This is a genomic window from Streptomyces aureus (assembly GCF_000725495.1).
Lineage (GTDB): Bacteria > Actinomycetota > Actinomycetes > Streptomycetales > Streptomycetaceae > Streptomyces > Streptomyces aureus_B.
Genome location: NZ_JNZD01000005.1, coordinates 1 through 20,288, shown reverse-complemented (window position 1 = coordinate 20,288; position 20,288 = coordinate 1). Strand labels below are relative to the sequence as shown.

Here is a 20,288-nt window from a genome sequence, read left to right as displayed (position 1 = left end):
TGGCAGGACCCCGGCAGGGGCGAGACAGCACAGATGGAGGACCGTGGGCACGCGAGGCGGCAGGAACATCGACCCTGCGGACCAGTGGGTCCTCGACCCCGTGACGGGGGAGTACCGGCTGCGGGAGGGCACCGGCGACGCCCCGGCCGCCCCGGCCACCCCGACCGTGCCGGAGCAGGGAGGCCGTCGCGCCCGCCGCGAGGGGTCCCGGCGGTCCGCCCCGGAGCCGGACGAGGGCGGCGCCAAGAGCGCCAAGGGCGCCGGGGACGGCGGTGCGGGCGGGGGCGCCCGTCGCCGTGGCGCGGGGAGGGCGCGGAAGGCCAAGCGGTCCACGAAGCGGAAGGTCCTGATGTGGACCGCGGGGACCCTCGGCTTCGTGCTGGTCGCGGGCACCACCGGGGCCTATCTGCTCTACCGGCACTTCAACGGCAACATCAGCACGGTGGACGTCGGCTCCGCGGGCAGCAAGAACGCGACCAGCGACGACGCCGTGAACATCCTGGTCATCGGCACCGACAGCCGCATCGGCCTGGGCGGGAAGTACGGGGACGCCGGCAGCGTGGGCCACGCCGACACCACGATCCTCTTCCACGTGGCGAAGGACCGGTCGAACGCGACGGCGATGAGCATCCCGCGCGACATGGTCACCGGCATCCCGGACTGTCCGACGAAGCAGAAGGACGGCTCCGTCCGGACGGTCAGGGGGACGCCCAAGGCGACGTACAGTCCGCGCTTCAACGAGAGCCTCGGGCAGGCCGGCCGCGACCCGGGCTGCACCATGCGGACCGTCACCGCGCTCACCGGCCTGCCGGTCGACCACTTCATCCTGGTCAACTTCGAGGCCGTGAAGACCCTCTCCACGGCCGTCGGGGGCGTACCGATCTGCCTCACCCACGCTATCGACGACACGGACGAGCGGGGGCAGGGCTCCCATCTCCGGCTGCCCGCAGGCCCCCACACCGTCCAGGGCGAGCAGGCCCTGCAGTTCGTCAGGACCCGTCACTCGCTGAAGAACGGCAGCGATCTGGACCGCATCGACCTGCAGAAGCAGTTCCTGGGTTCGATGATCCGCCGGATGAAGTCCGGCAACACCCTGTCCGATCCCCGCAAGCTCTTCAAACTGGCGAACGCGGCCACCAAGTCGCTCACGGTGGACACCGGGATCGGCGGTGTCGACAAGCTCACCGCCCTCGCCAAGGACCTCAACCAGGTCGATCCCGAGCACATCACCTTCACGACGCTGCCGGTCGTCGACAACCCGGCCGAGGGGAAGAACCACCGGACCGTCGTGGTCGACGGGACCCGGGCGCCCGCGCTGTTCTCGGCGCTCAAGAACGACGTCTCGCTGACCGAGGTCGCCAAGAAGTCCAAGGCGTCCGACGCCAGGCTGAAGGGCCCCAAGGCGGACCCGTCGCGGATCCGGGTCACCGTCTACAACGGCGGCGGCCCCCAGGGCTCCGCGCAGACGACCCTGGAGTGGCTTCAGAACACCGAGGGCGTCGCCCACTCCACCAACGGCGGCAACGCCCCCGGCGCGCGGCAGGAGCGTACGACCCTGGCCTACCGCCCCGACCAGGCCGACCAGGCCCGGGCCCTCGCCGCGATGATGGGCCTGTCCGCCTCGGCGCTGCACCCCGGCACGGACGGCTCACGGGCGGGCACCGACATGACCCTGACCCTCGGAGGCGACTTCAAGGGCCCCGGGGTGCCCGTCACCGGCCCGGCGAAGCCCCCGGCCGACGTCCCGCAGTCGCACGCCGACAAGAAGGAGTGCGTCGGCTGACGCCGGGCGGGCGGGGCGGACCGGGCGGGCCCCGGGAACCGCTCGGTCCCGGGGGCCGATCGGGGTAGTCCCGGGTGCACCGGGCCCTCGCGGGTTCCAGCCTGGGGATCATGAGGAGCATCCGTCCCTGGGTCGTCGTCGAGCCACCGGACAGTCGTGGGCTGCGGCGGGTCGTCGTGGGCGAGGAGACGGTGGGCCACGCCTGGTCGGCGGGTGAACTGCGGAGGATCATCGGGCGCCTGGGTCACCCGGAGGACCTGGATCTGGACGATCCGGCGACCCTCTGCTGGCGCGGGGGCGACAGCGGGACGTGGCCCGACCGTCCGGGCCGACGGCACGTGGTCACCGTGCTCCTGGTGGCCGGGCTGCTCGCCTCCATGGTCCTCGGCGCGGTCGTCGGCTGGCCGGACGCCTTCGGGGCGCTGACCTTCGCGCAGCGGCTCAACGGGATCATGTTCGTCCTGTCGGGTGCCGTGCTGGGAGCGGCGGCCGTCGCGGCACTCGACTACGGGGGCAAACGGCAGTTCCGCGGCTCCGGGGCGATCGTCCTGCTCGGCGTGCTCATCGCGCTGGCCACCGACAGTCTGCTGGTGTTCATGTGGCTCGAGGAGACGGAGTTCACGCCGTATGTGCCGGTCTTCATGCTCCTGTGGTGCTGGTCCCTGTGGGCGCTGTGCCTCCTCGTCCGCGACAGGTCGTGGAAGGAGGTCCCCCAGCCCAAGCGGTTCGCGGCCGGAGTGGTCCTCACCGCGCTCCTGACCGGCGTCAGCCTCGCGTACTCGACCATGTACCAGCCCGCGGCGGCGCCGATGCACCTCACGTTGAAGGCCGAATTCGGAAAAGCGAGGACGGACCGTTCCCTCGGGTTCCTCCAGGTGCCGCTGACGCTCTCCATGAAGAACACGGGCGGGATTCCGGTGTACATCCTGAACGACAGCTACACGGTTTCCGGCAGAGGGGCCGTGTACTCCGAGAATCCTCCCGACAGGGACCTGACGCGGGAGTGGCGGGACAGTGCGGGCCTGCGGGGCGAGGACACGGGGGAATCGGAACTCTACGTCGGCCGGCTCACCTACACGACGATCAGCAGCGGGCATTTCTACGGCCCCGGCAACCGGCTCGAGGTCGGGGAGGAGTACACGCGCAAGCATGTCGTGCAGGTGCCCAAGAACGCCAAGTACGACCTCCTGGGCGTCAATCTGACGATCTCGTACATGAGGAAGGACCGGGGGAAGATCGATGTGGCGGAGTTCAGGATTCCCCACTATTCCTGGGACAAGTACGACAGGCGATATTACTGCGACCCGGAAACGGGCTGCCTCCAGCAGATCTATTACCACGGCAGAGTGTGGCACAACGACAATCTTGTCAATCTGACGCGAAAGCCGCGCTATGTGACGGCCTTCTGGTCCCCGGGACGCATCCCCGATTCGCTGATCTCCCCGTACGACTTCACAGGGAGGACGGGCGGGGTGAAGAAGGAGAAGAGGGAATGGGGGCGGTACGGGGCCGCGCGGGCGGAGGCGAATTCCGAGGTGTCCCTCGCGGAACTGCTGGCTCCGCCCACCCCGCTGCTGCCGCCGGGCTACTCGAGCCAGGTCCCGACGCTGACCCCGTAGTCCTCGTCGAGGTAGGTGGCGGTCGACAGGCAGTACGAGGCCCGCTCGCCGATGGTGGAGAACAGGTCGCTCCTCGGGACGACCCGGGCGAGCCCGGTCATGAGCGGTGCGATCTTGATCGGTGCGCTGACGCTCTGGTCGTTCCGCAGCTCGGCGAGGACGTCGAGCAGGGTGTTGCTCTTCTCCTTGCTCGTCCAGAAGTCCTTGACCCCCTGCGGGCGCCAGCTGCCGGGAACCAGGTCCTTCAGCTCCTCGGGCAGTTCGCTCCCGGACGGCGACTTGAAGATGGCGTTGGTGCAGACCTCGGCCGCCTTGCCGAGAGGGTCCTCCGACCGCCCCCGGGCCGCCGCCGTCTCCTCCTGCTTGTCGCTGATGCGGGCGGACCGGTCCCGCATGTCCTTCTCGGCTTCGGCCCGGTCCTTCGACGACGACTGGGGATCGCCCGCCACCCGCAGCTTCTCGTTCTGGTCGTGCACGAGCTGGACGAGCTCGTCCCGGTGCTCCGGACGCATGGCCGCCGCGGCACTCGCGGGGGACGCCTCCTGGGCCTCGGCGACGTCGGACTGGACGATGCCCATCTGTCCCTCGAACCCGCGGAGCGAGGCCGTCTGACGGCCGCCCGCGACCGCGCCGCTCAGCCCTGCCGAGATCGCCAGCAGCTGTCCTCGAAGCTTCGCCGGGGTCCGGGGGTCGCAGATCAGGTCCAGCGCGGCCGCCGTGCGCTGCATGATCACGAGGTCGGAGGACCGCTCCTCGGCCGGCGCCTGCGCGTCGTGACCCGCCTTCAGTGCCGAGGACATCTGCCGCACGAGGGAGGTCAGCTCCTTCCGCAACCGCGGAGGGGTGGCGTCGTCGCCGGTCGCCTTCAGCGCCGTGGTCAGGTGGCCGACGCTCTCGATGACACCCTGTCTGTCCCGCAGCGAGGTGCCGGGATCCTTGACCGCTTCGAGCGTGGTGGCCAACTCGTCGACGGTCGGCGCGAGTTCTTCGGGAACCTCGTCCTTCGTCCCGTTCAGACGGGTCGCGGTGGCGTCGATCTGCTTCCTCTGCTGCGTCACGGGGTCCGTGTCACCCCGGCCCGGGTCGTCGGAGCGCGGTGACGGTGACGACCGGTCAGGGGACGGTGTGTTCCCCTGTTCCGACGCGGTGCCGCTCGATGCGGAGGTCCCGCCGTCCGGTGCGGGCGTGGGGCTCGACGTCGACGGGGGGAGCGAGGTGTCCGGCTGCGGGGAAGGCGGTGTCGTCCCGGGCGGTGTCGTCCCGACGGCCGACGTTCCGCTCGCGCCGGGAGCCTGGAGGACCGCTGCCGTGGCCGTCAGACCCACGGGGAACGCGAGCGTCACGGCCAGGAAGGATGCGTTGACGTGATGGACGGCGCGCCGCCTGGAGGTTCTGGCCATGATGGCTCCAGATGCGCTTGCGGGGTGCTTGCTTCATCCGTTGCGGGCCCGCATATTCAACTGTTCACCCGGTCGGAGCACCCCGCAAACGCGGCTGCGGGCCCGCCCCCGTGAGCCGGGCCCGCCCCCCCCGTGAGCCGGGCCGCCCCCGTCGGCCCGGCCCGGCTCAGGCCGCCCTTACCTCGTACGTCGCCACCCGCACCTCCTCGTCGTCCAGGCACCGCCCGGACTCCAGGTCGAAGCGCTGCTTGAGCAGCGGGGAGGCCACGTACGGGCGGCCCCGGTGGGTGCCGGTCAGCCCGCGGGAGAGGACCGCCGCACCGGTGAACGGGTCACGGTTGTCGATGGCGTACGTCCGTCCCGCGCGGTCGGTGAACAGGGCGACCTGCCGGCCGTCCGGGAGAAGGGCGGCGACGCCCCGTCCCGGGGTCAGCAGGGTCAGGTCGCAGACCGTGAACCAGTCGTTCTCCAGCAGGAGCTGGACCGACGGGGCCGTCGTGGTCCCGGTCGTCTCGGGCGCGAGGGTCATCGCTGGGCACTTCCTTCCAGGGGCCGGGTGCCGATGGTCAGCAGCGGCAGGTCGGGCTTGATCTGGTCGCGCTCGGCCACGAAGCCGACGACCGGGTCCGGGGTGTCGGGGGCGTTCACGAAGGACACGAACCGGCTCAGCTTCTCCGGGTCGTTGATGGTCTCGGCCCACTCGTCGCGGTAGTTCGCGACGTGCGCGGTCATCAGCGACTCCAGCTCCTCGCAGATGCCGAGGGAGTCCTCCACGACGACCTCGCGGACGTGGTCCAGGCCGCCGGGGATCCGCTCCAGCCAGGTCGAGGTGCGCTCCAGCCGGTCCGCGGTGCGGATGTAGAACATCAGGAAGCGGTCGATGAGCCGGACCAGTTCGGCGTCGCCCAGATCCTGGGCCAGCAGGTCCGCGTGACGCGGGGTCGCGCCGCCGTTCCCGCCGACGTACAGGTTCCAGCCGTTGGAGGTGGCGATGATGCCGAAGTCCTTCGACTGGGCCTCCGCGCACTCGCGGGCGCAGCCGGAGACCGCCGACTTCAGCTTGTGCGGGGAGCGCAGACCCCGGTAGCGCAGCTCCAGGTCGATCGCCATGCGGACCGAGTCCTGCACGCCGTAGCGGCACCAGGTCTGCCCGACACAGGACTTCACCGTCCGCAGCGACTTGCCGTAGGCGTGCCCGGACTCGAAGCCGGCGTCCACCAGCCGGGCCCAGATCAGCGGGAGCTGCTCCACCCGGGCGCCGAACAGGTCGATCCGCTGACCGCCGGTGATCTTCGTGTAGAGCCCGAAGTCCCGGGCCACCTCGCCGATCACGATGAGCTTCTCGGGAGTGATCTCGCCGCCCGGGATGCGCGGCACGATCGAGTACGAGCCGTTCTTCTGGAGGTTGGCGAGGAAGTGGTCGTTGGTGTCCTGGAGCGCGGCCTGTTCGCCGTCCAGGACGTAGCCCTCGGCGCCGATCGTGGGGGCCAGCGAGGCGATGATCGAGCCGACGGCGGGCTTGCAGACCTCGCAGCCGTCACCGCCCCGCGCGTCCTCGCGGCCGTACCGGTCCAGCAGCGTCCGGTACGAGGTGATCCTGAGCGCCAGGACGATCTCGTACAGCTCCTCGCGGGTCTGCCCGAAGCAGCCGCACAGGCCCTTGTCGACCTCGACGCCGCTCGCCTCCAGCTCGGCGGTGACCAGCTGGCCGAGCACCTTGACGCAACTGCCGCAGCCCGTACCGGCCTTGGTGCACTTCTTGACCTCGGGGACCGTCGTGCAGCTGTGCTCGGTGACCGCGCCGCGGATCGTGCCCTTGGTGACGTTGTGGCAGGAGCAGACGACCGCCTCGTCCGGAAGCGCGGACGGGCCGAGCTGCACGGGGGCGCCCGCCCCGGCCGGCAGGACCAGCGACTCCGGCGAGACGGGCGGGACCGAGCCGGTGAACGCCCGCAGGGTCCCGTACGCCTCGGCGTCGCCGACCAGGATGCCGCCGAGCAGCGTGCCGTCCCGGCCGATGACCAGCTTCTTGTACAGGCCCGCGCGGGAGTCGGAGTAGACGACGTCCAGGCAGTCCTCGGTGGTGCCGTGGGCGTCGCCGAAGGACGCCACGTCGACGCCGAGGAGCTTGAGCTTGGTGGACAGGTCCGCGCCGGTGAACGCCCGCTCGTCCTCGGCGATCGTCGCGGCCGCCGTCTCCGCCTGCTCGTAGCCGGGCGCCACCAGGCCGTACACGCGGCCGTCCGTCGCCAGCGCGCACTCGCCGATCGCGAACACGTGCGGGTCGGCGACCGTACGGCACTGCTCGTCCACCGTGATGCCGCCGCGCTCGCCGACCGTCAGGCCGCAGTCCCGGGCCAGCTGGTCGCGGGGGCGGACACCGGCCGAGAACACCACCAGATCGGCGGCGAGTTCGGAGCCGTCGGAGAGCTTCATCCCGGTGACCGCGCCGTCGTCGCCGACCAGGATCTCCTGGGTGCCGACCCCCGTGTGGACGGCCAGGCCCATGTTCTCGATCGTGCGCAGGAGCGCGGCCCCGCCGCCCTCGTCGACCTGTACGGGCATCAGCCGGGGCGCGAACTCCACGATGTGGCTGGTGAGTCCGAGGCCCTTGAGAGCGCCCGCGGCCTCCAGGCCGAGCAGTCCGCCGCCGACCACAGCTCCCGTCGTGGCCCGCGACCTCGCGAACTCCTCGATGGCCAGCAGGTCCTCGATCGTGCGGTAGACGAAACAGCCCTCGGCGTCCTTGCCGGGCACCGGCGGGACGAAGGGGAAGGAGCCGGTGGCGAGCACCAGGGTGTCGTAGCCGACGACGAGACCGGAGCGGGCCGTGACCTCGCGGGCCGCGCGGTCGATCGACTCCGCCGGGTCGCCGAGGCGCAGCTCGATGCCGTGCTCCCGGATGAACTCCATGTCGGTCAGGGAGAGTTCCTCGGGCGTCCGGCCCGAGAAGTACGAGGTGAGGGCGACCCGGTCGTAAGCGGGGCGCGGTTCCTCGCACAGCACGACCACGCGGTGCGTGGCGGTCAGACCGCGTTCGGCGAGCGCCTCGAGGAAGCGCTGGCCGACCATGCCGTGGCCGACGAGCACGATCGTGGGGGTGGCCCCCGGGGTGGCAGTCATCAGGAGCCTCCGTCGTTGGTGAGCAGGTGGAGCAGAGGGGCGCCGTTCGTGGGGAGCGGCTCTGCTCCCTCCCAGGCGCGGGCGAGCGCGCCGACGGTGCCGAGTTCGCCGACGAGGACCCCGCCGACCAGGCGGTCGTCGCGGACGACGACCTTGCGGTAGGTCCCGCGGGTGGCGTCCGCGATCTGGACCACGTCGTCGCCGGGGCGCGGCTCGGTCTCGCCGAACGCGGCCAGGTCGAAGGGCGCGGGGCCGGTGGCCGCCGGGCCGGTGGCGGTGTCCCGTCCGGTCAGGGTGAGCCGGGTCAGGGAACGGGTGCCGGTGTAGCGGGCGTTCGCGTCGCCCGCGAGCGACTCGGCCAGCGCGTCGGCCTGTTCGAGCGCGGGCGCGGCGAGGCCGTAGACCGTGCCGGCGTGCTGGGCGCAGTCCCCGACGGCCCGGATGTGCGGGTCGCTGGTGCGCAGTTCGTCGTCGACCAGGACGCCCTTGTGGACGGCGAGTCCGGCCTCCTTGGCCAGACCGGCCCGCGGGTGCACCCCGCAGGCAAGCACCACGAGATCGGCGTCGAGCGCGTAGCCGTCGGCCAGTTCCACCGAGCGGACCGCGCCGCCGAGGCAGCGCACGTCCCGTACCCGGCACTCGGTGTGCACCTCGACGCCGAGGTCCAGCAGATGCCGCAGCACCAGCTTCGAGGCGCCCGGGTCGAGCTGGCGCTCCATCAGCCGCTCGGCCTGCTGGGCGAGGACCACCTGGGCGCCGCGCACGGCGAGCGCCCGGGCAGCGGAGACCCCCAGCAGACCGCCGCCGACGACGACCGCCCGTACCCCGGGCCGCACCGCCTTCGACAGCCCGAGGCAGTCGTCCATCGTGCGGAACGCGTGGACGCCCTCGGGCAGTCCGTGGCCGGGGGCGCCGTGCCCCGCGCGGTGGAGGTCCGTGAACAGACCGCGCAGCGGGGGCAGCACCGGGTTGGAGCCGGTGGCCAGGACCAGCGTTTCGTAGACGATCTCCGTGCCGTCCGCGCAGCGCACGGTCCGCGCGGCGCGGTCGATGCCGGTGACCTTGGCGCGGACCAGCTCCGGCGGGGCCGGGAGGGAGATCACCTCCGGTTCGTAGCGTCCGGCCAGCACCTCGGCGAGCAGTACCCGGTTGTAGGGCCGGTGCTCCTCCTCGCCGACGAGCAGCGCGGGCCTGCCGAGCTCACCGAGCCGCCGGGCGAGCCGGACGCCCGCGAGCCCGGCGCCGATCACCACCACACGCGCATTCGAGGTCATGACCCCACCGTGCGGTGCCGGTGTTACCCGGTGGCATCACCTCTGTTTCCCGGGAGGAACGCTGCCCTCAGCGGGAGCGGGGCGGCGATGTGAGGGCCGGGGTGGGGTGAACCGAACCCCCGGTCCACGTGCGGACACCATCGCCCGGGACGCCCCGGAACGGAATCCTTTTCAGGGCGAGACCCGTTCGGTTCAGGGCCGGACCCGTCCCGGTCCAGGGCCGGACCCGTTCGGTTCAGGGCCGGACCCGCCCCGGTCCAGGGTCGTACCCGTCCACGAGACGCCTCGACCCACCCGTCCACGACGAAGGGATCAGCGATGGCGACCACCCGCACACCCGGGCATCCCGAGTACGACCCCCGGCCGGGGACCGCCCCCGTCCGCGACGAGTCGCCGCTCGTCCGCAACGAGTCGCCCGTCCGCGACGAGGCATCCGTCCAGGTCTGGAGGGTCGTGCGGGAGCCGTTCCGGGCGGGGACCTGGCGGCGGGTCGACTACGCGCTGCTGGCGTTCCCGGCCGGGCTCGTCTGCGTCCCGCTGTCGCTCGTGGGCGCCCCGACCGGGCGGTGGCAGCGGAGTCTTGCCCAGCGGTTCCTGGGCCTGCCCGGGACCCCGGGGCCGCCGGCGCCCGCGAGAGGGCTCGCCCACGCGTTGCTCGCGGCCCCCTTGAACCTCCTCGTCCTGGCCGTCACCGTGTACGGCTGGTCGATCGTGCCGATGAACCTCGGCTGGCCGCTGCGCGCGGGCTCCGACTACGCGGACTCCTGGGGCGGCCCCACCTTCGCCGGTGCCTGGGCCTTCCACGCCCTCGTCGGAGCGGGCGGTTTCCTGCTCCTCATGCCGTGGCTCGGCCGGGCCATGGCCGCCGTCCAGCTCCGCCTCGCGGCGGCGCTCCTCTCCTAGGTTGGGGTCCATGAACCGGTCGGGGTCCGTGAACCGCCTGCGCGCCGTCCTGGGCTTCCCCTTCGGGCGGCGGGCCCTGGCGGCCCTCCTCTACGCGCTGATCGCCTTCCCGCTCGCCCTGGCCGGCTTCGTCCTCACGCTCGTGGGCCTGCTGGTCGGCGGCGCGCTGTCGGTGACCACCCTCGGACTGTGGCTGATCGCCGCCACCGTCCGCGGGGCCCTCGCCCTCGGCACGCTCCAACGCGCCCTGGCCCGGCACCTGCTGGGCCTGGACATCGAGGAACCCGGGCGCCGCCCCGGCACCGGGGTGCTCGGCCGGCGCCGGGCGCTGCTCGCCGACCGCGCCGGCTGGCGGGCCGTCGCCTGCGCGCTGGCCGCCCCCTTCACCGCCGTCTTCGGCTGGCTCGCCGTGATCGTCGGCTACGCCTGGGGCGTCCTGCTCACCCTCCACCCCGTCCTAGAACACTGGAACTACGACACCCGGCGGGCGGCCGACGGCACGGAGCGCCGGGTGTCGCTGGAGTTCTTCGGGTTCCAGGTCGACACCTGGCCGCGCTGGCTGATCCCGGTGACCGTCGGACTGCTGCTCCTCGCGAGCGCCGCCTGGCTGCTGCGCCAGGCGCTCGCCCCGCACCGGTCCTGGATCGCCACGCTGCTCGGCCCCGACCCGGCCGACCGGCGGATCCGCACCCTGGAGGAGACCCGCGCCCAGGCCGTGGACGACGCCGCGGCGACCCTGCGCCGCATCGAACGCGACCTGCACGACGGCACCCAGGCCCGGCTCGTCGGCCTCGCGATGCACCTCACGATGATCAGGGAGCTGATCGGCGCCGGGGCCTCCGAGGAACGGATCCTCGCCGTCGTCGACACCGCGCAGGGCAACGCCCGGCAGGCCATCGCCGACCTCCGCCATCTCGTCAAGGGCATCCATCCGCCCGTACTGGACCAGGGCCTGGACACGGCGCTGGCGACCCTCGCCGCCGACAGCGCGCTGCCCGTCGAGGTGGACGTCGCCATCGGGTCGCGGCCGGTCCCGGCGGTCGAGTCGATCGCCTACTTCTGCGCCGCGGAACTCCTCGCCAACGCCGTCAAGCACAGCGGGGCCGCGCGGGCGGGCGTCACCGTGACGGCCCGGGACGGGCTGCTGCGGCTGAGGGTGTCCGACGACGGGCGCGGGGGAGCGGTGATCGGCGCAGGCTCCGGCCTGACCGGTCTGCTGGCCCGGGTGCGGACCGTCGACGGCACGCTGGTCTGCGACAGCCCGCCGGGAGGGCCTACGGTGGTCACCGTCGAACTGCCCTGCTGACCCTGGTGGACGGGAGCCCCATGCGCGTCGTCATCGCCGAGGACTCGGCCCTGCTGCGGGACGGCCTGGTCCAGCTCCTCCAGTTGCGCGGGGTCGAGGTGGCGGCGGCCGTGGGCGACGCGGAGTCCCTGCTGGAGCGGGTCGCCGAGCACCGGCCGGACGTGGCCGTCGTCGACATCCGGCTGCCCCCGACCCAGACCGACGAGGGCATCCGGGCGGCCGTGCGGCTGCGCGAGGAGCACCCCGGCACCGGGGTGCTGGTCTTCTCGCAGTACGTGGAGACCCGGTACGCCACCCGGCTGCTCGGCGATCCGGCGGGGTTCGGGTACCTCCTCAAGGAACGCGTCGTCGACATCGGCGAGTTCGTGGACGCCATGGAGCGGGTCGCGGCGGGCGGCACGGCCCTCGACCCCGAGGTCGTCTCCCAGCTCTTCGGCGCGAGCCGGCGCGCCAGTGCCCTCGACGCCCTGACACCGCGCGAGCGCGAGGTGCTGGAGCTGATGGCCGAGGGCCGCACCAACCACGCGATCGCCGCCGCCCTCACCGTCTCCGAGCGTGCCGTCGAGAAGCACATCGCCAACATCTTCCTGAAGCTCGACCTGCCCCCGTCGGACACCGGCCACCGGCGGGTCCTCGCGGTCCTGCGCTACCTGGACTCGGTGAACTGACCGGACGCCGGGCCGGACCACGCGAGGCGATTCCCGCCCGAACCTCTGGAGACGCTCAAGCCTCCCGGGGTCCGTGCACCGCACACGCACCCGTCGCTTAAGGTCGCGATCATGCCCGACATATCGCTGACCATGATGCTCGTACTCTGTGCCGCCGCACTGGCGGCCGGCTGGATCGACGCCGTGGTCGGCGGCGGCGGGCTGCTCCTGCTGCCCGCCATGCTGCTCGGGCTGCCCGCCGGCACCCCGGCGGCCTTCGCGCTCGGCACGAACAAGGCGGTCGCGATCGTCGGCACCACGGGCGCCGCGGTGACGTACGTGCGCAAGACGCCCGTGGACGTGCGCCTGGCCGTACGGATCGGGCTCGCGGCCCTCGCCGGTTCGACGGCGGGCGCCTTCGTCGCGGCCGGGCTCAGCACCGACGTCCTCAAGCCGGTCGTCATGGTCGTCCTGCTCGCCGTCGGGACCTTCGTGATCCTGCGGCCCGCCTTCGGCACGGCGCCGCCGACCACCCCTGTCAGCGCGCGCCGCGTCCTCGCCGCGATCGGGCTCGCGGGCCTCGGCATCGGCTTCTACGACGGGCTGATCGGGCCCGGCACGGGCACCTTCCTCGTCCTCGCCCTCACCGCGCTCCTCCACCTCGACCTGGTGACGGCCTCCGCCACCGCCAAGATCGTCAACTGCTGCACCAACGCGGGCGCCCTCGCGACCTTCGCCTTCAAGGGCACGGTGTTCTGGGAGCTGGCCGCGCTCATGGCCCTGTTCAACCTGGCGGGCGGCATGCTGGGGGCGCGGACCGCGCTGAAGCAGGGAAGCGGCTTCGTCCGGGCGGTGCTGCTGACGGTGGTGTTCGCCCTGGTGGCGAACATGGCCTACCAGCAGTGGCTCGCCTGAGTCCGGAGCCGGGCCGGAACGGCGGGCGAGGCTCCGCGGCCCGGCAGGACGAGGGCCGGGCAGACGGGAATTGTCAGACAGGCCCTAGTGGTGGCTGCCCGTGAGGTGGGCGAAGACGACCACGTTCCCCTGGTAGCCCGTCGTCCGCGAGTAGCCGCCGCCGCAGGTGATGACCCGCAGCTCGGGCCGGCGCGCGGCGCCGTACACCTTCGCGTCGGGGAAGGACCGGGAGTCGTACACCTCGACCGCGTCGACGGTGAACACGGCCGTCCTGCCGTCGAGCCGGTCGACCTCCACCGTGCTGCCCTTGCGGAGCGAGCCGAGGTCGTAGAAGACGGCCGGGCCCTCCGCGTTGTCGACGTGCCCGGCCACGATCGCCGTGCCGCGTTCGCCGGGGCTGGTCCCGGCCTCGTACCAGCCCGCCAGGTTCTTCTTCCGCGCGGGCGGCACGTCCAGGCTGCCCTGCGGGGTGAGGCCGAGCCCGATCAGCGGGGCGTCCACGCCGATCGAGGGGATGCGGATGCGGTCCGGCGGGGAGTGCGGCAGGGCGGGGGCGGCCGACCGGGCCGCGCCCCCGGAGGCAGCCGCCTGGGCCGGGGACGGCTGGGGCGGCGGGTGCGCCTCGGCGCCGCTGCCCAGCAGCCAGGCGCCCGAGCACAGGGCGACGAGGGTGACCGACGCTATGACGGCATTGCTGACCCGGCGCACGCGAGCCTCCTCACGGTTCCCTTCCGGGGACGGGACCGGCCGGCACCCGTGACGGCCGGGGATGTGCTGACGAAGCCGGTCCCTTCCCCCTCCGGGCCACGAGGGGCGTCGGGCCACGGAGGGGGGAGGGACGGCGGTACCGGCGGACGGACAGCGGAGGGTGTCCGTCAGATCCCGTCGCCTCTCGCCCGGCGATGCAGGAGCCAGGTACCGCCCGCGGCGGCGACGGCCAGCGCCGCCACTCCCGCCGCGGTCTGAACGGGGTCGGGGCCCAGCGCGCCGCCGACACCCGTGTTCACATGCCCGCGCGGCTCGACCTGCTCGCGCGTGGCGGCCAGGGTCACCAGCAGGTCGCCGGTGACGTGCCGGCCGTGGGAGCAGGTCGCGACGATCTCGTACGTCCCCGGCTGCGCGCTCGGCGGCACCTGGAACTGGCCGATCGCCTCGTGCTCGTGCGCGCTGGCGGCGAGCGTGAACGTACCGCCGCCCACCGCGTCCGCGTCCCCGCTCGCGGTGCCGTCGGAGCCGCACGCGGCCGTGTTGACGGTGACGTCGGCGCCCGGGACGACACTGGAGGGGTACACCTCCAGACTCCCGGTGTCCCCGCCGTACACGGGCGCGGCGGCCAGGCCCGCGGCGGCTACGGCTAGCGCGGTACCGGTCAGCAGCCGGGCGGTACGTCGCATCGTGCCAGCTCCTCCGAGGGGGCCCGGCCCGCGGCACCCCCAGGTGCCGCAGCGTAGGTCGTGCCCCTGCCCTTCCGAGGTAAGTGGCACCGGGCCGCGGGCGCTCTCTGATGGAGCGTCAGAAATGATGTGAACGGGTGTCAGGCGGTGCGCCGGACGGGGTGGAACCCCCGGCATTCCGGCAGGTCACCGGTGTGAACCCGGTGTACGGGGCACGGGGACCCGAACGGGGCGGTCCGAGGGTGTGAATGGGTGACCCGGGACCGCCCGGCCGCGCTCGCGGTCCCTCGGGGTGCCGGTGCGGCGGGAGAGGACGAAACGCCCGCTCGAACGCGTTTCCGTCGCCGCCGGGAGGGTGGGCGCGGGCGGGGGCGGGTGTCGTCCGGCGCGGGAGGACTAGGACCCGCCCGGGGCGGACATGCTCATGGCGAAGCCGTGGGCAGACGAACCTGACGGCGTCTGCCCACGGCGACACAGGAAGCCCGGACCGACGGGCGGTCAGCCCACGGAGACCGCCGACCAGGCGGCGGCCACGGCGGCGTACTCGGCGCTGCCCGCCCCGTACAGGTCCTTGGCCGCGTTCAGCGTGGCGGTGCGCGCTCCGGCGTAGTTCGTCGACGAGGTCATGTAGACCGTCAGCGCGCGGTACCAGATCCGGCCCACCTTGTCGTGGCCGATGCCGGCGACCGTGGAGCCGTTGCAGGTGGGGGAGTCGTAGGCGACGCCGTTGACGGTCTTCGCCCCGCTGCCCTCGGAGAGCAGATAGGCGAAGTGGTTGGCGACGCCCGAGGAGTAGTGGACGTCGAGGTTCCCGACCGAACTGCTCCAGCAGTCGGCCGAGTTGCCGTCCTTGGAGGGCTTGTCCATGAACCGCAGGGCCGGTTTGCCGAAGCCGGGACGGACGATCTCCTCGCCGATCAGGTAGTCACCGGGGTCCGAGGCGTTGTCCGCGTACCACTCCACCATGGTCCCGAAGATGTCGGACGTGGCCTCGTTCAGACCGCCGGACTCGCCCGAGTAGGTCAGCCCCGCCGTCTTCGAGGTGACCCCGTGCGACATCTCGTGCCCGGCGACGTCCAGGGCGACCAGCGGCCCGAACGTCGAGCCGTCACCGTCGCCGTAGGTCATGCAGAAGCACGTGTCGTCCCAGAAGGCGTTGTTGTAGTTCTTGCCGTAGTGGACGCGGTTGTACGAGCCCTTGCCGTCGCCCGCGATGCCGGTGCGGCCGTGGACGTTCTTGTAGTAGTCCCAGGTCTCGTTCGTGCCGTACTGCGCGTCCACCGCCGCGGAGGAGCGGTCGCCGGACGCGCCCGTGCCCCAGTGGTTGTCCGCGTCGGTGAACAGGGTCGCGGGAGCCCGGCTGAAGCAGATCCCGAAGATGCACAGGTCCGTCTTGTTCGCCGCGTCGCCCGTGTACGTGTTCCCGCGCGTCGGGTCCTTCAGCTGGTAGGACGAGCCGGACTGCGTCGTCTCCAGCGCAACCGTGCCGCTGTAGAGCGAACTGCCGTCGCCCGTCACCGTCTCGACGCTGTCCCACGCGTCGATCCGCGCGCCGGTGCGGGCGTCGGTCAGGACCGTGCGGGCCACCGGGTTGCCGAGCGAGTCCTGGGCCACCGCGTCGGTGCGCCAGGCCAGCTTGGGCGTCCCGTGCAGGGCGTCGACGACCAGCCGCGGTCTCGCCGTCACCCTCTTCAGCGTCTCGCCGGGGTTGGCGGCCCGCAGCGCGGCCACTGCGAGGCCGGCCGCCTTCGAGCCCGAGAGCTCCGGGGTGACGCTGCTCAGGGAGATGCCCTTCCGTGTCGCGCGGTCCGCGCCCCGGTAGGTGCCGTCCGGGGTCAGGTGCACCACGAAGTCGCCGCCGAGCACGGGCAGTTGACGGTAGGTCCGGTCGTAGCGCACATGCTGGGTGCCGTCCTTGTCGACGACGACGTCGCGGACGGTGGTGTGCTGCGCGGAGGTGAGGCCCAGGGCCGTCGCGTGGGCCGTCAGCGCCGAGGCCGCGTGCTCGATCGCGGTCGTCCTGCTCGGCCGGCCGCTGTCGGCGCTCGCGGCCGGGGCGAGCGCGGCGGCCAGCAGGGTGGCCGTGGTCACGGCCGCTCCGGCGGCCGCGAGGGAGGAACCTCGGATGTGCCGTATTCGACTCATCGGTCTCCTTGGGAAGATGCCTTGGGGAAGGGCATGTGGGGGGTGGGGCCCGTGGGGGAGTCGCTGAGAGCTGCATCCGATTTAAAGGTGCATGACATGTCATGTCCATACCCCCCGCATGGTGCGTACCGGATGCGGCGAGAATCGTTTCCGTACCCTCACGAATGGAGGCGATCATGGAGTTGCCGGTCTGCCTGGCCGTCCTGACCACGACGGACGCGGAGGAGAAGGCCGAGACACTGGCCCGGGGAGCGGTGGCGGCGCGCGTCGCGGCCTGCGCGCAGATCTCGGGACCCGTCGTCTCCGTCTACCGCTGGCAGGGAGCCGTGGAGACGGCCTCCGAGTGGCGGATCCAGTTCAAGACGACCGAGGCGCGCTACCCGGCGCTGGAGGCGTACCTCCTGGAGGCGCACGACTACGACACGCCCGAGATCATCGCGACGCCGGTCGTGGCGGGCAGCCCGGACTACCTGCGCTGGGTGGAGCAGGAGACGTCCCCTTGAACCACCCGGACCCCCTCCTGAACCGGCCGGACCCGCCTGCGAACCATCCGGACCCGCCCGGCGAGCCCGAACTGCCCTTCTTCGTCTACGGCACCCTGCGCCCCGGCGAGCACAACCACGACCTGTTCCTGCGCGGCCGCACCCGCTCCGAGGAACCGGGACGGATGGGCGGGCTCGTGCTCTACGCCGGCCCCGGATACCCGTACGCCGTCGACGGGCCCGGCGGCTCGGTGCTCGGCGAGATCGTGACCGCGAGGCCCGGGTCGTACGCGGAACTCCTCGCGGAACTGGACGCGCTGGAGGAGTACGTGCCGGGCGACGCGCGCAGCCTCTACGAACGCGTCGCGCGGGACGCCGTGCTCGCGGACGGCGTCACCGTCGTCCGGGCCTGGGTGTACGTGGCCGCGCCCGCGGTGGCCGCCCGCCTGCGGTCCGGCGGCACCCCGATCGAGCACGGCGACTGGCGCGGAGCCCGGACCTCCGCCCCGGCCCGCCGGGAGGCCCGAGGGGCCCGAGCGGAGGGTTGAGCGGGTCGAGCGGAGGCCGGCAGGGACCGCGCCGAGGGCTGAGGGGAGCGCGCGGTCGACCGCCGTGAACGCCCAGGCGGTTGACCGGCGTGGCGCGTGTCGGCCGTCGCCGCCGTACCCGTCGTGCACCCGTGCGGGTGGCCGTCGTGTGCGCCGCCGGGGCCGGGGCCGCCGTCGCCCCTAGGGTCCGGCCATGACCGACCGCGACTTGACCAGACGACGTGTCCTCGCGCTCAGCGGGGCGGCCGTCGGCGCCGCCCTGGGCGTCGGCATCAGTTCCTGCTCGGCGAAGGACCCGAAGCCGGGCGGGAACTCCGGCTCCGCCCCGACGGGCGCGCCCGGGACCCCGGGGAATTCCGCGCCATCGGGGCGGGACCCCCGCTGACCGGCTCCGCCGACGTTCTCAGTCCTTCCGGACCGCCTCCAGCCGGACCGCGCAGGCCTTGAACTCCGGCATCCGGGAGACCGGGTCGAGGGCGGGGTTGGTGAGCGTGTTGGTGCGGCCCTCCCCGGGCCAGTGGAAGGGCATGAACACGGTGTCCGGGCGGATGGCCGTCGTGATCCGGGCCGGTGCCACGGCCCGGCCGCGCCGGGACACCACCGTCACGGCGTCCCCGTCCGCCGCGCCGAGCCGTTCGGCCAGCCGCGGATGCATCTCCACGAACGGGCCGGGCGCGGCGGCGTTCAGTTCGTCGACGCGCCGCGTCTGCGCCCCCGACTGGTACTGCGCCACCACCCGGCCGGTGGTGAGCAGCACCGGGTACTCGTCGTCCGGCTCCTCGGCGACGGGCCGGTGAGACACGGGAACGAAGCGCGCCCGGCCGTCCTCGGTGGCGAACCGGTCGAGGAAGAGGCGGGGCGTGCCCGGGTGCTGCGGGCCGTCTGCGCCGTCGTCGTCCGCCGGGCATGGCCAGAACACGCCGTTCTCCCGTGCCAGCCGGTCGTAGGTGATCCCGGAGTAGTCCGCCGGGCCGCCCGCGCTCGCCCGGCGCAGTTCCTCGAAGACCTCACCCGGATCGGTGGGGAAGCCCTTCTCCACCCCGAGGAGCGCGGCGAGACCGTGCAGGACGTCGAGGTCGCCGCGCACCCCCTCGGGCGGGTCGACCGCCCGCCGGCGCAGCAGCACCCGGCCCTCCAGGTTCGTCGTCGTGCCCGACTCCTCGGCCCACTGGGTCACCGGCAGCACGACGTCCGCGAGTTCGGCCGTCTCGGAGAGGACGACGTCGGCGACCGCGAGGAAGTCCAGCGACCGCAGGCGTTCCTCGACGTGCGCGGCGCGGGGCGCGGACACCACCGGGTTCGAGCCCATCAGCAGCAGGGAGCGGATGTCCGTCCCCATCGCGTCGAGGAGTTCGTACGCGCTCCGGCCGGGCCCGGGCAGCGTGTCCGGGTCGATGCCCCACACCTCGGCCACATGACGGCGCGCAGCCGGGTCGGTGAGCTTGCGGTACCCGGGCAACTGGTCTGCCTTCTGGCCGTGTTCGCGCCCGCCCTGCCCGTTGCCCTGCCCGGTGAGACAGCCGTACCCGGACAGCGGCCGGCCCGCCCGCCCGGTGGCCAGGCACAGGTTGATCCAGGCGCCCACCGTGTCGGTGCCCTTCGACTGCTGCTCGGGTCCGCGGGCGGTCAGGACCATCGCGTTCCCGGGCTCGCAGAACATCCGCACGGCCTGGCGGAGCAGGGGAACGGACACCCCCGTGATCCGTTCCACGTACTCCGGCCAATGCGCCATCGCCGCCGCCCGCGCCTCCTCCCAGCCGCTCGTGCGGTCCCGGACGTACTCCTCGTCCGTGCGCCCCTCGGCGACGATCAGGTGCAGCATCCCGAGCGCGAGCGCCAGGTCCGTCCCGGGGCGCGGTGCCAGGTGCAGGTCGGCCTGTTCGGCCGTGCGGGTGCGGCGCGGGTCGACGACGATCAGGGTGCCGCCGTTCTCCTTCAGCTCGGTGACGAACCGCAGCGCGGGCGGCATCGTCTCGGCCAGGTTGGAGCCGACGAGGATCACACAGCCGGTCCGCGGGACGTCCTCCAGCGGGAAGGGCAGCCCCCGGTCGAGCCCGAACGCCCTGATGCCGGCCGCCGCCGCGGACGACATGCAGAAACGGCCGTTGTAGTCGATCTGCGAGGTCCCGAGGACGACCCGGGCGAACTTCCCGAGGGCGTAGGCCTTCTCGTTCGTCAGCCCGCCGCCGCCGAACACCGCGCACGCGTCCGGCCCGTGGTCCGCGCGGGTGCGGGCGAGGCCCTCGGCGATCCGGGCCAGTGCCTCGTCCCAGCCCGCGGGCACGAGGACACCCCCGGTGCGGACCAGCGGCGAGGTGAGACGCACCCGGGACGACAGCAGCGCCGGCGCCGTGCGGCCCTTGCCGCACAGGGCGCCCCGGTTCACCGGGAAGTCGGCGCGTTCGGCGACCGCGACCCCGCCGCCCGGCACGGGCGTCAGGTTCATCCCGCACTGCAGGGCGCAGTACGGGCAGTGGGTGGGCGTCACGGAGGCGGTCATGGCCCCAGCCTGCGGCGGGCGTGTTACGCGCCGGGCAGGAGGGCGTTACACGGGCGGGGCGGACACCTCCCGTCCGCACCGCTCCCGCGGTGAGGTCCTCCGGGACTTCTCCCGGCCCGGGGCTCCTGTGCGCTCCCCGGGGACGCGGTCTAGGGCCTGTCTGACAATTCGCGTCGTCGCCCGGAGGGCGGCCCGGCGGCGTCATGGGGGTGCCCCCTGCTCGAGCGAAGCCGAGAGCTCGGGGGAGCG

17 protein-coding genes are annotated in these 20,288 nt (G+C 72.9%); 9 read left to right on the top strand and 8 right to left on the bottom strand.

The annotated features are described in order from the left end of the window. Positions 1–43 precede the first annotated feature (43 nt). Together IO36_RS10110 and IO36_RS43000 are read left to right on the top strand one after the other, a co-directional pair. Complete coding sequence (locus tag IO36_RS10110; RefSeq protein ID WP_037618662.1) at positions 44–1,783, top strand: LCP family protein; 1,740 nt, start codon at positions 44–46, stop codon at positions 1,781–1,783. 110 nt (positions 1,784–1,893) lie between these two features. Beyond that, the gene (locus IO36_RS43000; RefSeq protein ID WP_158997281.1) at positions 1,894–3,402 is read left to right on the top strand and encodes a hypothetical protein; all 1,509 of its coding nucleotides are present in this window, start codon (positions 1,894–1,896) and stop codon (positions 3,400–3,402) included. Here IO36_RS43000 and IO36_RS10100 read toward each other — a convergent pair. From IO36_RS10100 to IO36_RS10080, 4 genes are all read right to left on the bottom strand, one after another. Further along, entirely contained in the window at positions 3,369–4,460 is a 1,092-nt protein-coding gene (locus IO36_RS10100) for a hypothetical protein (RefSeq protein ID WP_037618661.1), read from the bottom strand. The genes IO36_RS43000 and IO36_RS10100 overlap by 34 nt on opposite strands. A gap of 508 nt (positions 4,461–4,968) precedes the next feature. After that, a complete protein-coding gene (nirD, locus tag IO36_RS10090) occupies positions 4,969–5,331 on the bottom strand; it encodes a nitrite reductase small subunit NirD (RefSeq protein ID WP_037618658.1) in 363 nt (120 codons plus the stop codon). Further along, positions 5,328–7,925 carry a nitrite reductase large subunit NirB gene (nirB, locus tag IO36_RS10085; RefSeq protein ID WP_037618656.1) on the bottom strand — a complete coding sequence of 866 codons (2,598 nt, stop codon included), beginning with the start codon at positions 7,923–7,925 and terminating at the stop codon, positions 5,328–5,330. Before nirB ends, nirD begins: the two co-directional genes overlap by 4 nt. Beyond that, on the bottom strand, positions 7,925–9,199 hold the full coding sequence (locus IO36_RS10080) for an NAD(P)/FAD-dependent oxidoreductase (RefSeq protein WP_037618655.1): 1,275 nt from the start codon (positions 9,197–9,199) through the stop codon (positions 7,925–7,927). The genes nirB and IO36_RS10080 overlap by 1 nt, the downstream gene beginning before the upstream one ends. Before the next feature lie 318 nt (positions 9,200–9,517). Here IO36_RS10080 and IO36_RS42995 point away from each other — a divergent pair, with 318 nt between their 5' ends. From IO36_RS42995 to IO36_RS10060, 4 genes are all read left to right on the top strand, one after another. Beyond that, the gene (locus IO36_RS42995; protein ID WP_051900274.1) at positions 9,518–10,102 is read left to right on the top strand and encodes a hypothetical protein; all 585 of its coding nucleotides are present in this window, start codon (positions 9,518–9,520) and stop codon (positions 10,100–10,102) included. 10 nt (positions 10,103–10,112) lie between these two features. Continuing rightward, positions 10,113–11,408, top strand: a complete 1,296-nt coding sequence (locus tag IO36_RS10070; RefSeq protein WP_037618654.1) for a sensor histidine kinase — start codon at positions 10,113–10,115, stop codon at positions 11,406–11,408. A 20-nt stretch (positions 11,409–11,428) separates the two neighbouring features. Beyond that, a complete protein-coding gene (locus IO36_RS10065) occupies positions 11,429–12,076 on the top strand; it encodes a response regulator transcription factor (RefSeq protein ID WP_037618653.1) in 648 nt (215 codons plus the stop codon). A 111-nt stretch (positions 12,077–12,187) separates the two neighbouring features. Beyond that, positions 12,188–12,970, top strand: coding sequence for a sulfite exporter TauE/SafE family protein (locus IO36_RS10060; RefSeq protein ID WP_037618651.1), 783 nt, complete (start codon positions 12,188–12,190; stop codon positions 12,968–12,970). Positions 12,971–13,054: 84 nt separating this feature from the next. Here the strand turns inward: IO36_RS10060 and IO36_RS10055 are convergent, their stop codons facing one another. The 3 genes from IO36_RS10055 to IO36_RS10045 all read right to left on the bottom strand — a co-directional run bounded on the left by IO36_RS10055 (position 13,055) and on the right by IO36_RS10045 (position 16,509). Next, on the bottom strand, positions 13,055–13,678 hold the full coding sequence (locus tag IO36_RS10055) for a class F sortase (RefSeq protein ID WP_037618650.1): 624 nt from the start codon (positions 13,676–13,678) through the stop codon (positions 13,055–13,057). Positions 13,679–13,845: 167 nt separating this feature from the next. Then, on the bottom strand, positions 13,846–14,364 hold the full coding sequence (locus IO36_RS10050; protein ID WP_037618648.1) for a hypothetical protein: 519 nt from the start codon (positions 14,362–14,364) through the stop codon (positions 13,846–13,848). 498 nt (positions 14,365–14,862) lie between these two features. Then, a complete protein-coding gene (locus IO36_RS10045) occupies positions 14,863–16,509 on the bottom strand; it encodes a M4 family metallopeptidase (RefSeq protein WP_037618647.1) in 1,647 nt (548 codons plus the stop codon). Between the two features lie 176 nt (positions 16,510–16,685). Between IO36_RS10045 and cutA the strand changes: the two genes are divergently transcribed. The 3 genes from cutA (at position 16,686) to IO36_RS44315 (ending at position 17,924) form a co-directional block, all read left to right on the top strand. After that, positions 16,686–17,012, top strand: a complete 327-nt coding sequence (gene cutA / locus IO36_RS48030; protein WP_037619340.1) for a divalent-cation tolerance protein CutA — start codon at positions 16,686–16,688, stop codon at positions 17,010–17,012. A 71-nt stretch (positions 17,013–17,083) separates the two neighbouring features. Continuing rightward, the gene (locus tag IO36_RS48025; protein WP_037619339.1) at positions 17,084–17,539 is read left to right on the top strand and encodes a gamma-glutamylcyclotransferase family protein; all 456 of its coding nucleotides are present in this window, start codon (positions 17,084–17,086) and stop codon (positions 17,537–17,539) included. A gap of 193 nt (positions 17,540–17,732) precedes the next feature. Beyond that, positions 17,733–17,924, top strand: a complete 192-nt coding sequence (locus IO36_RS44315; protein WP_078943106.1) for a twin-arginine translocation signal domain-containing protein — start codon at positions 17,733–17,735, stop codon at positions 17,922–17,924. Between the two features lie 18 nt (positions 17,925–17,942). Here the strand turns inward: IO36_RS44315 and IO36_RS10030 are convergent, their stop codons facing one another. Next, entirely contained in the window at positions 17,943–20,039 is a 2,097-nt protein-coding gene (locus IO36_RS10030; RefSeq protein WP_037618646.1) for a molybdopterin oxidoreductase family protein, read from the bottom strand. Positions 20,040–20,288 lie beyond the last annotated feature (249 nt).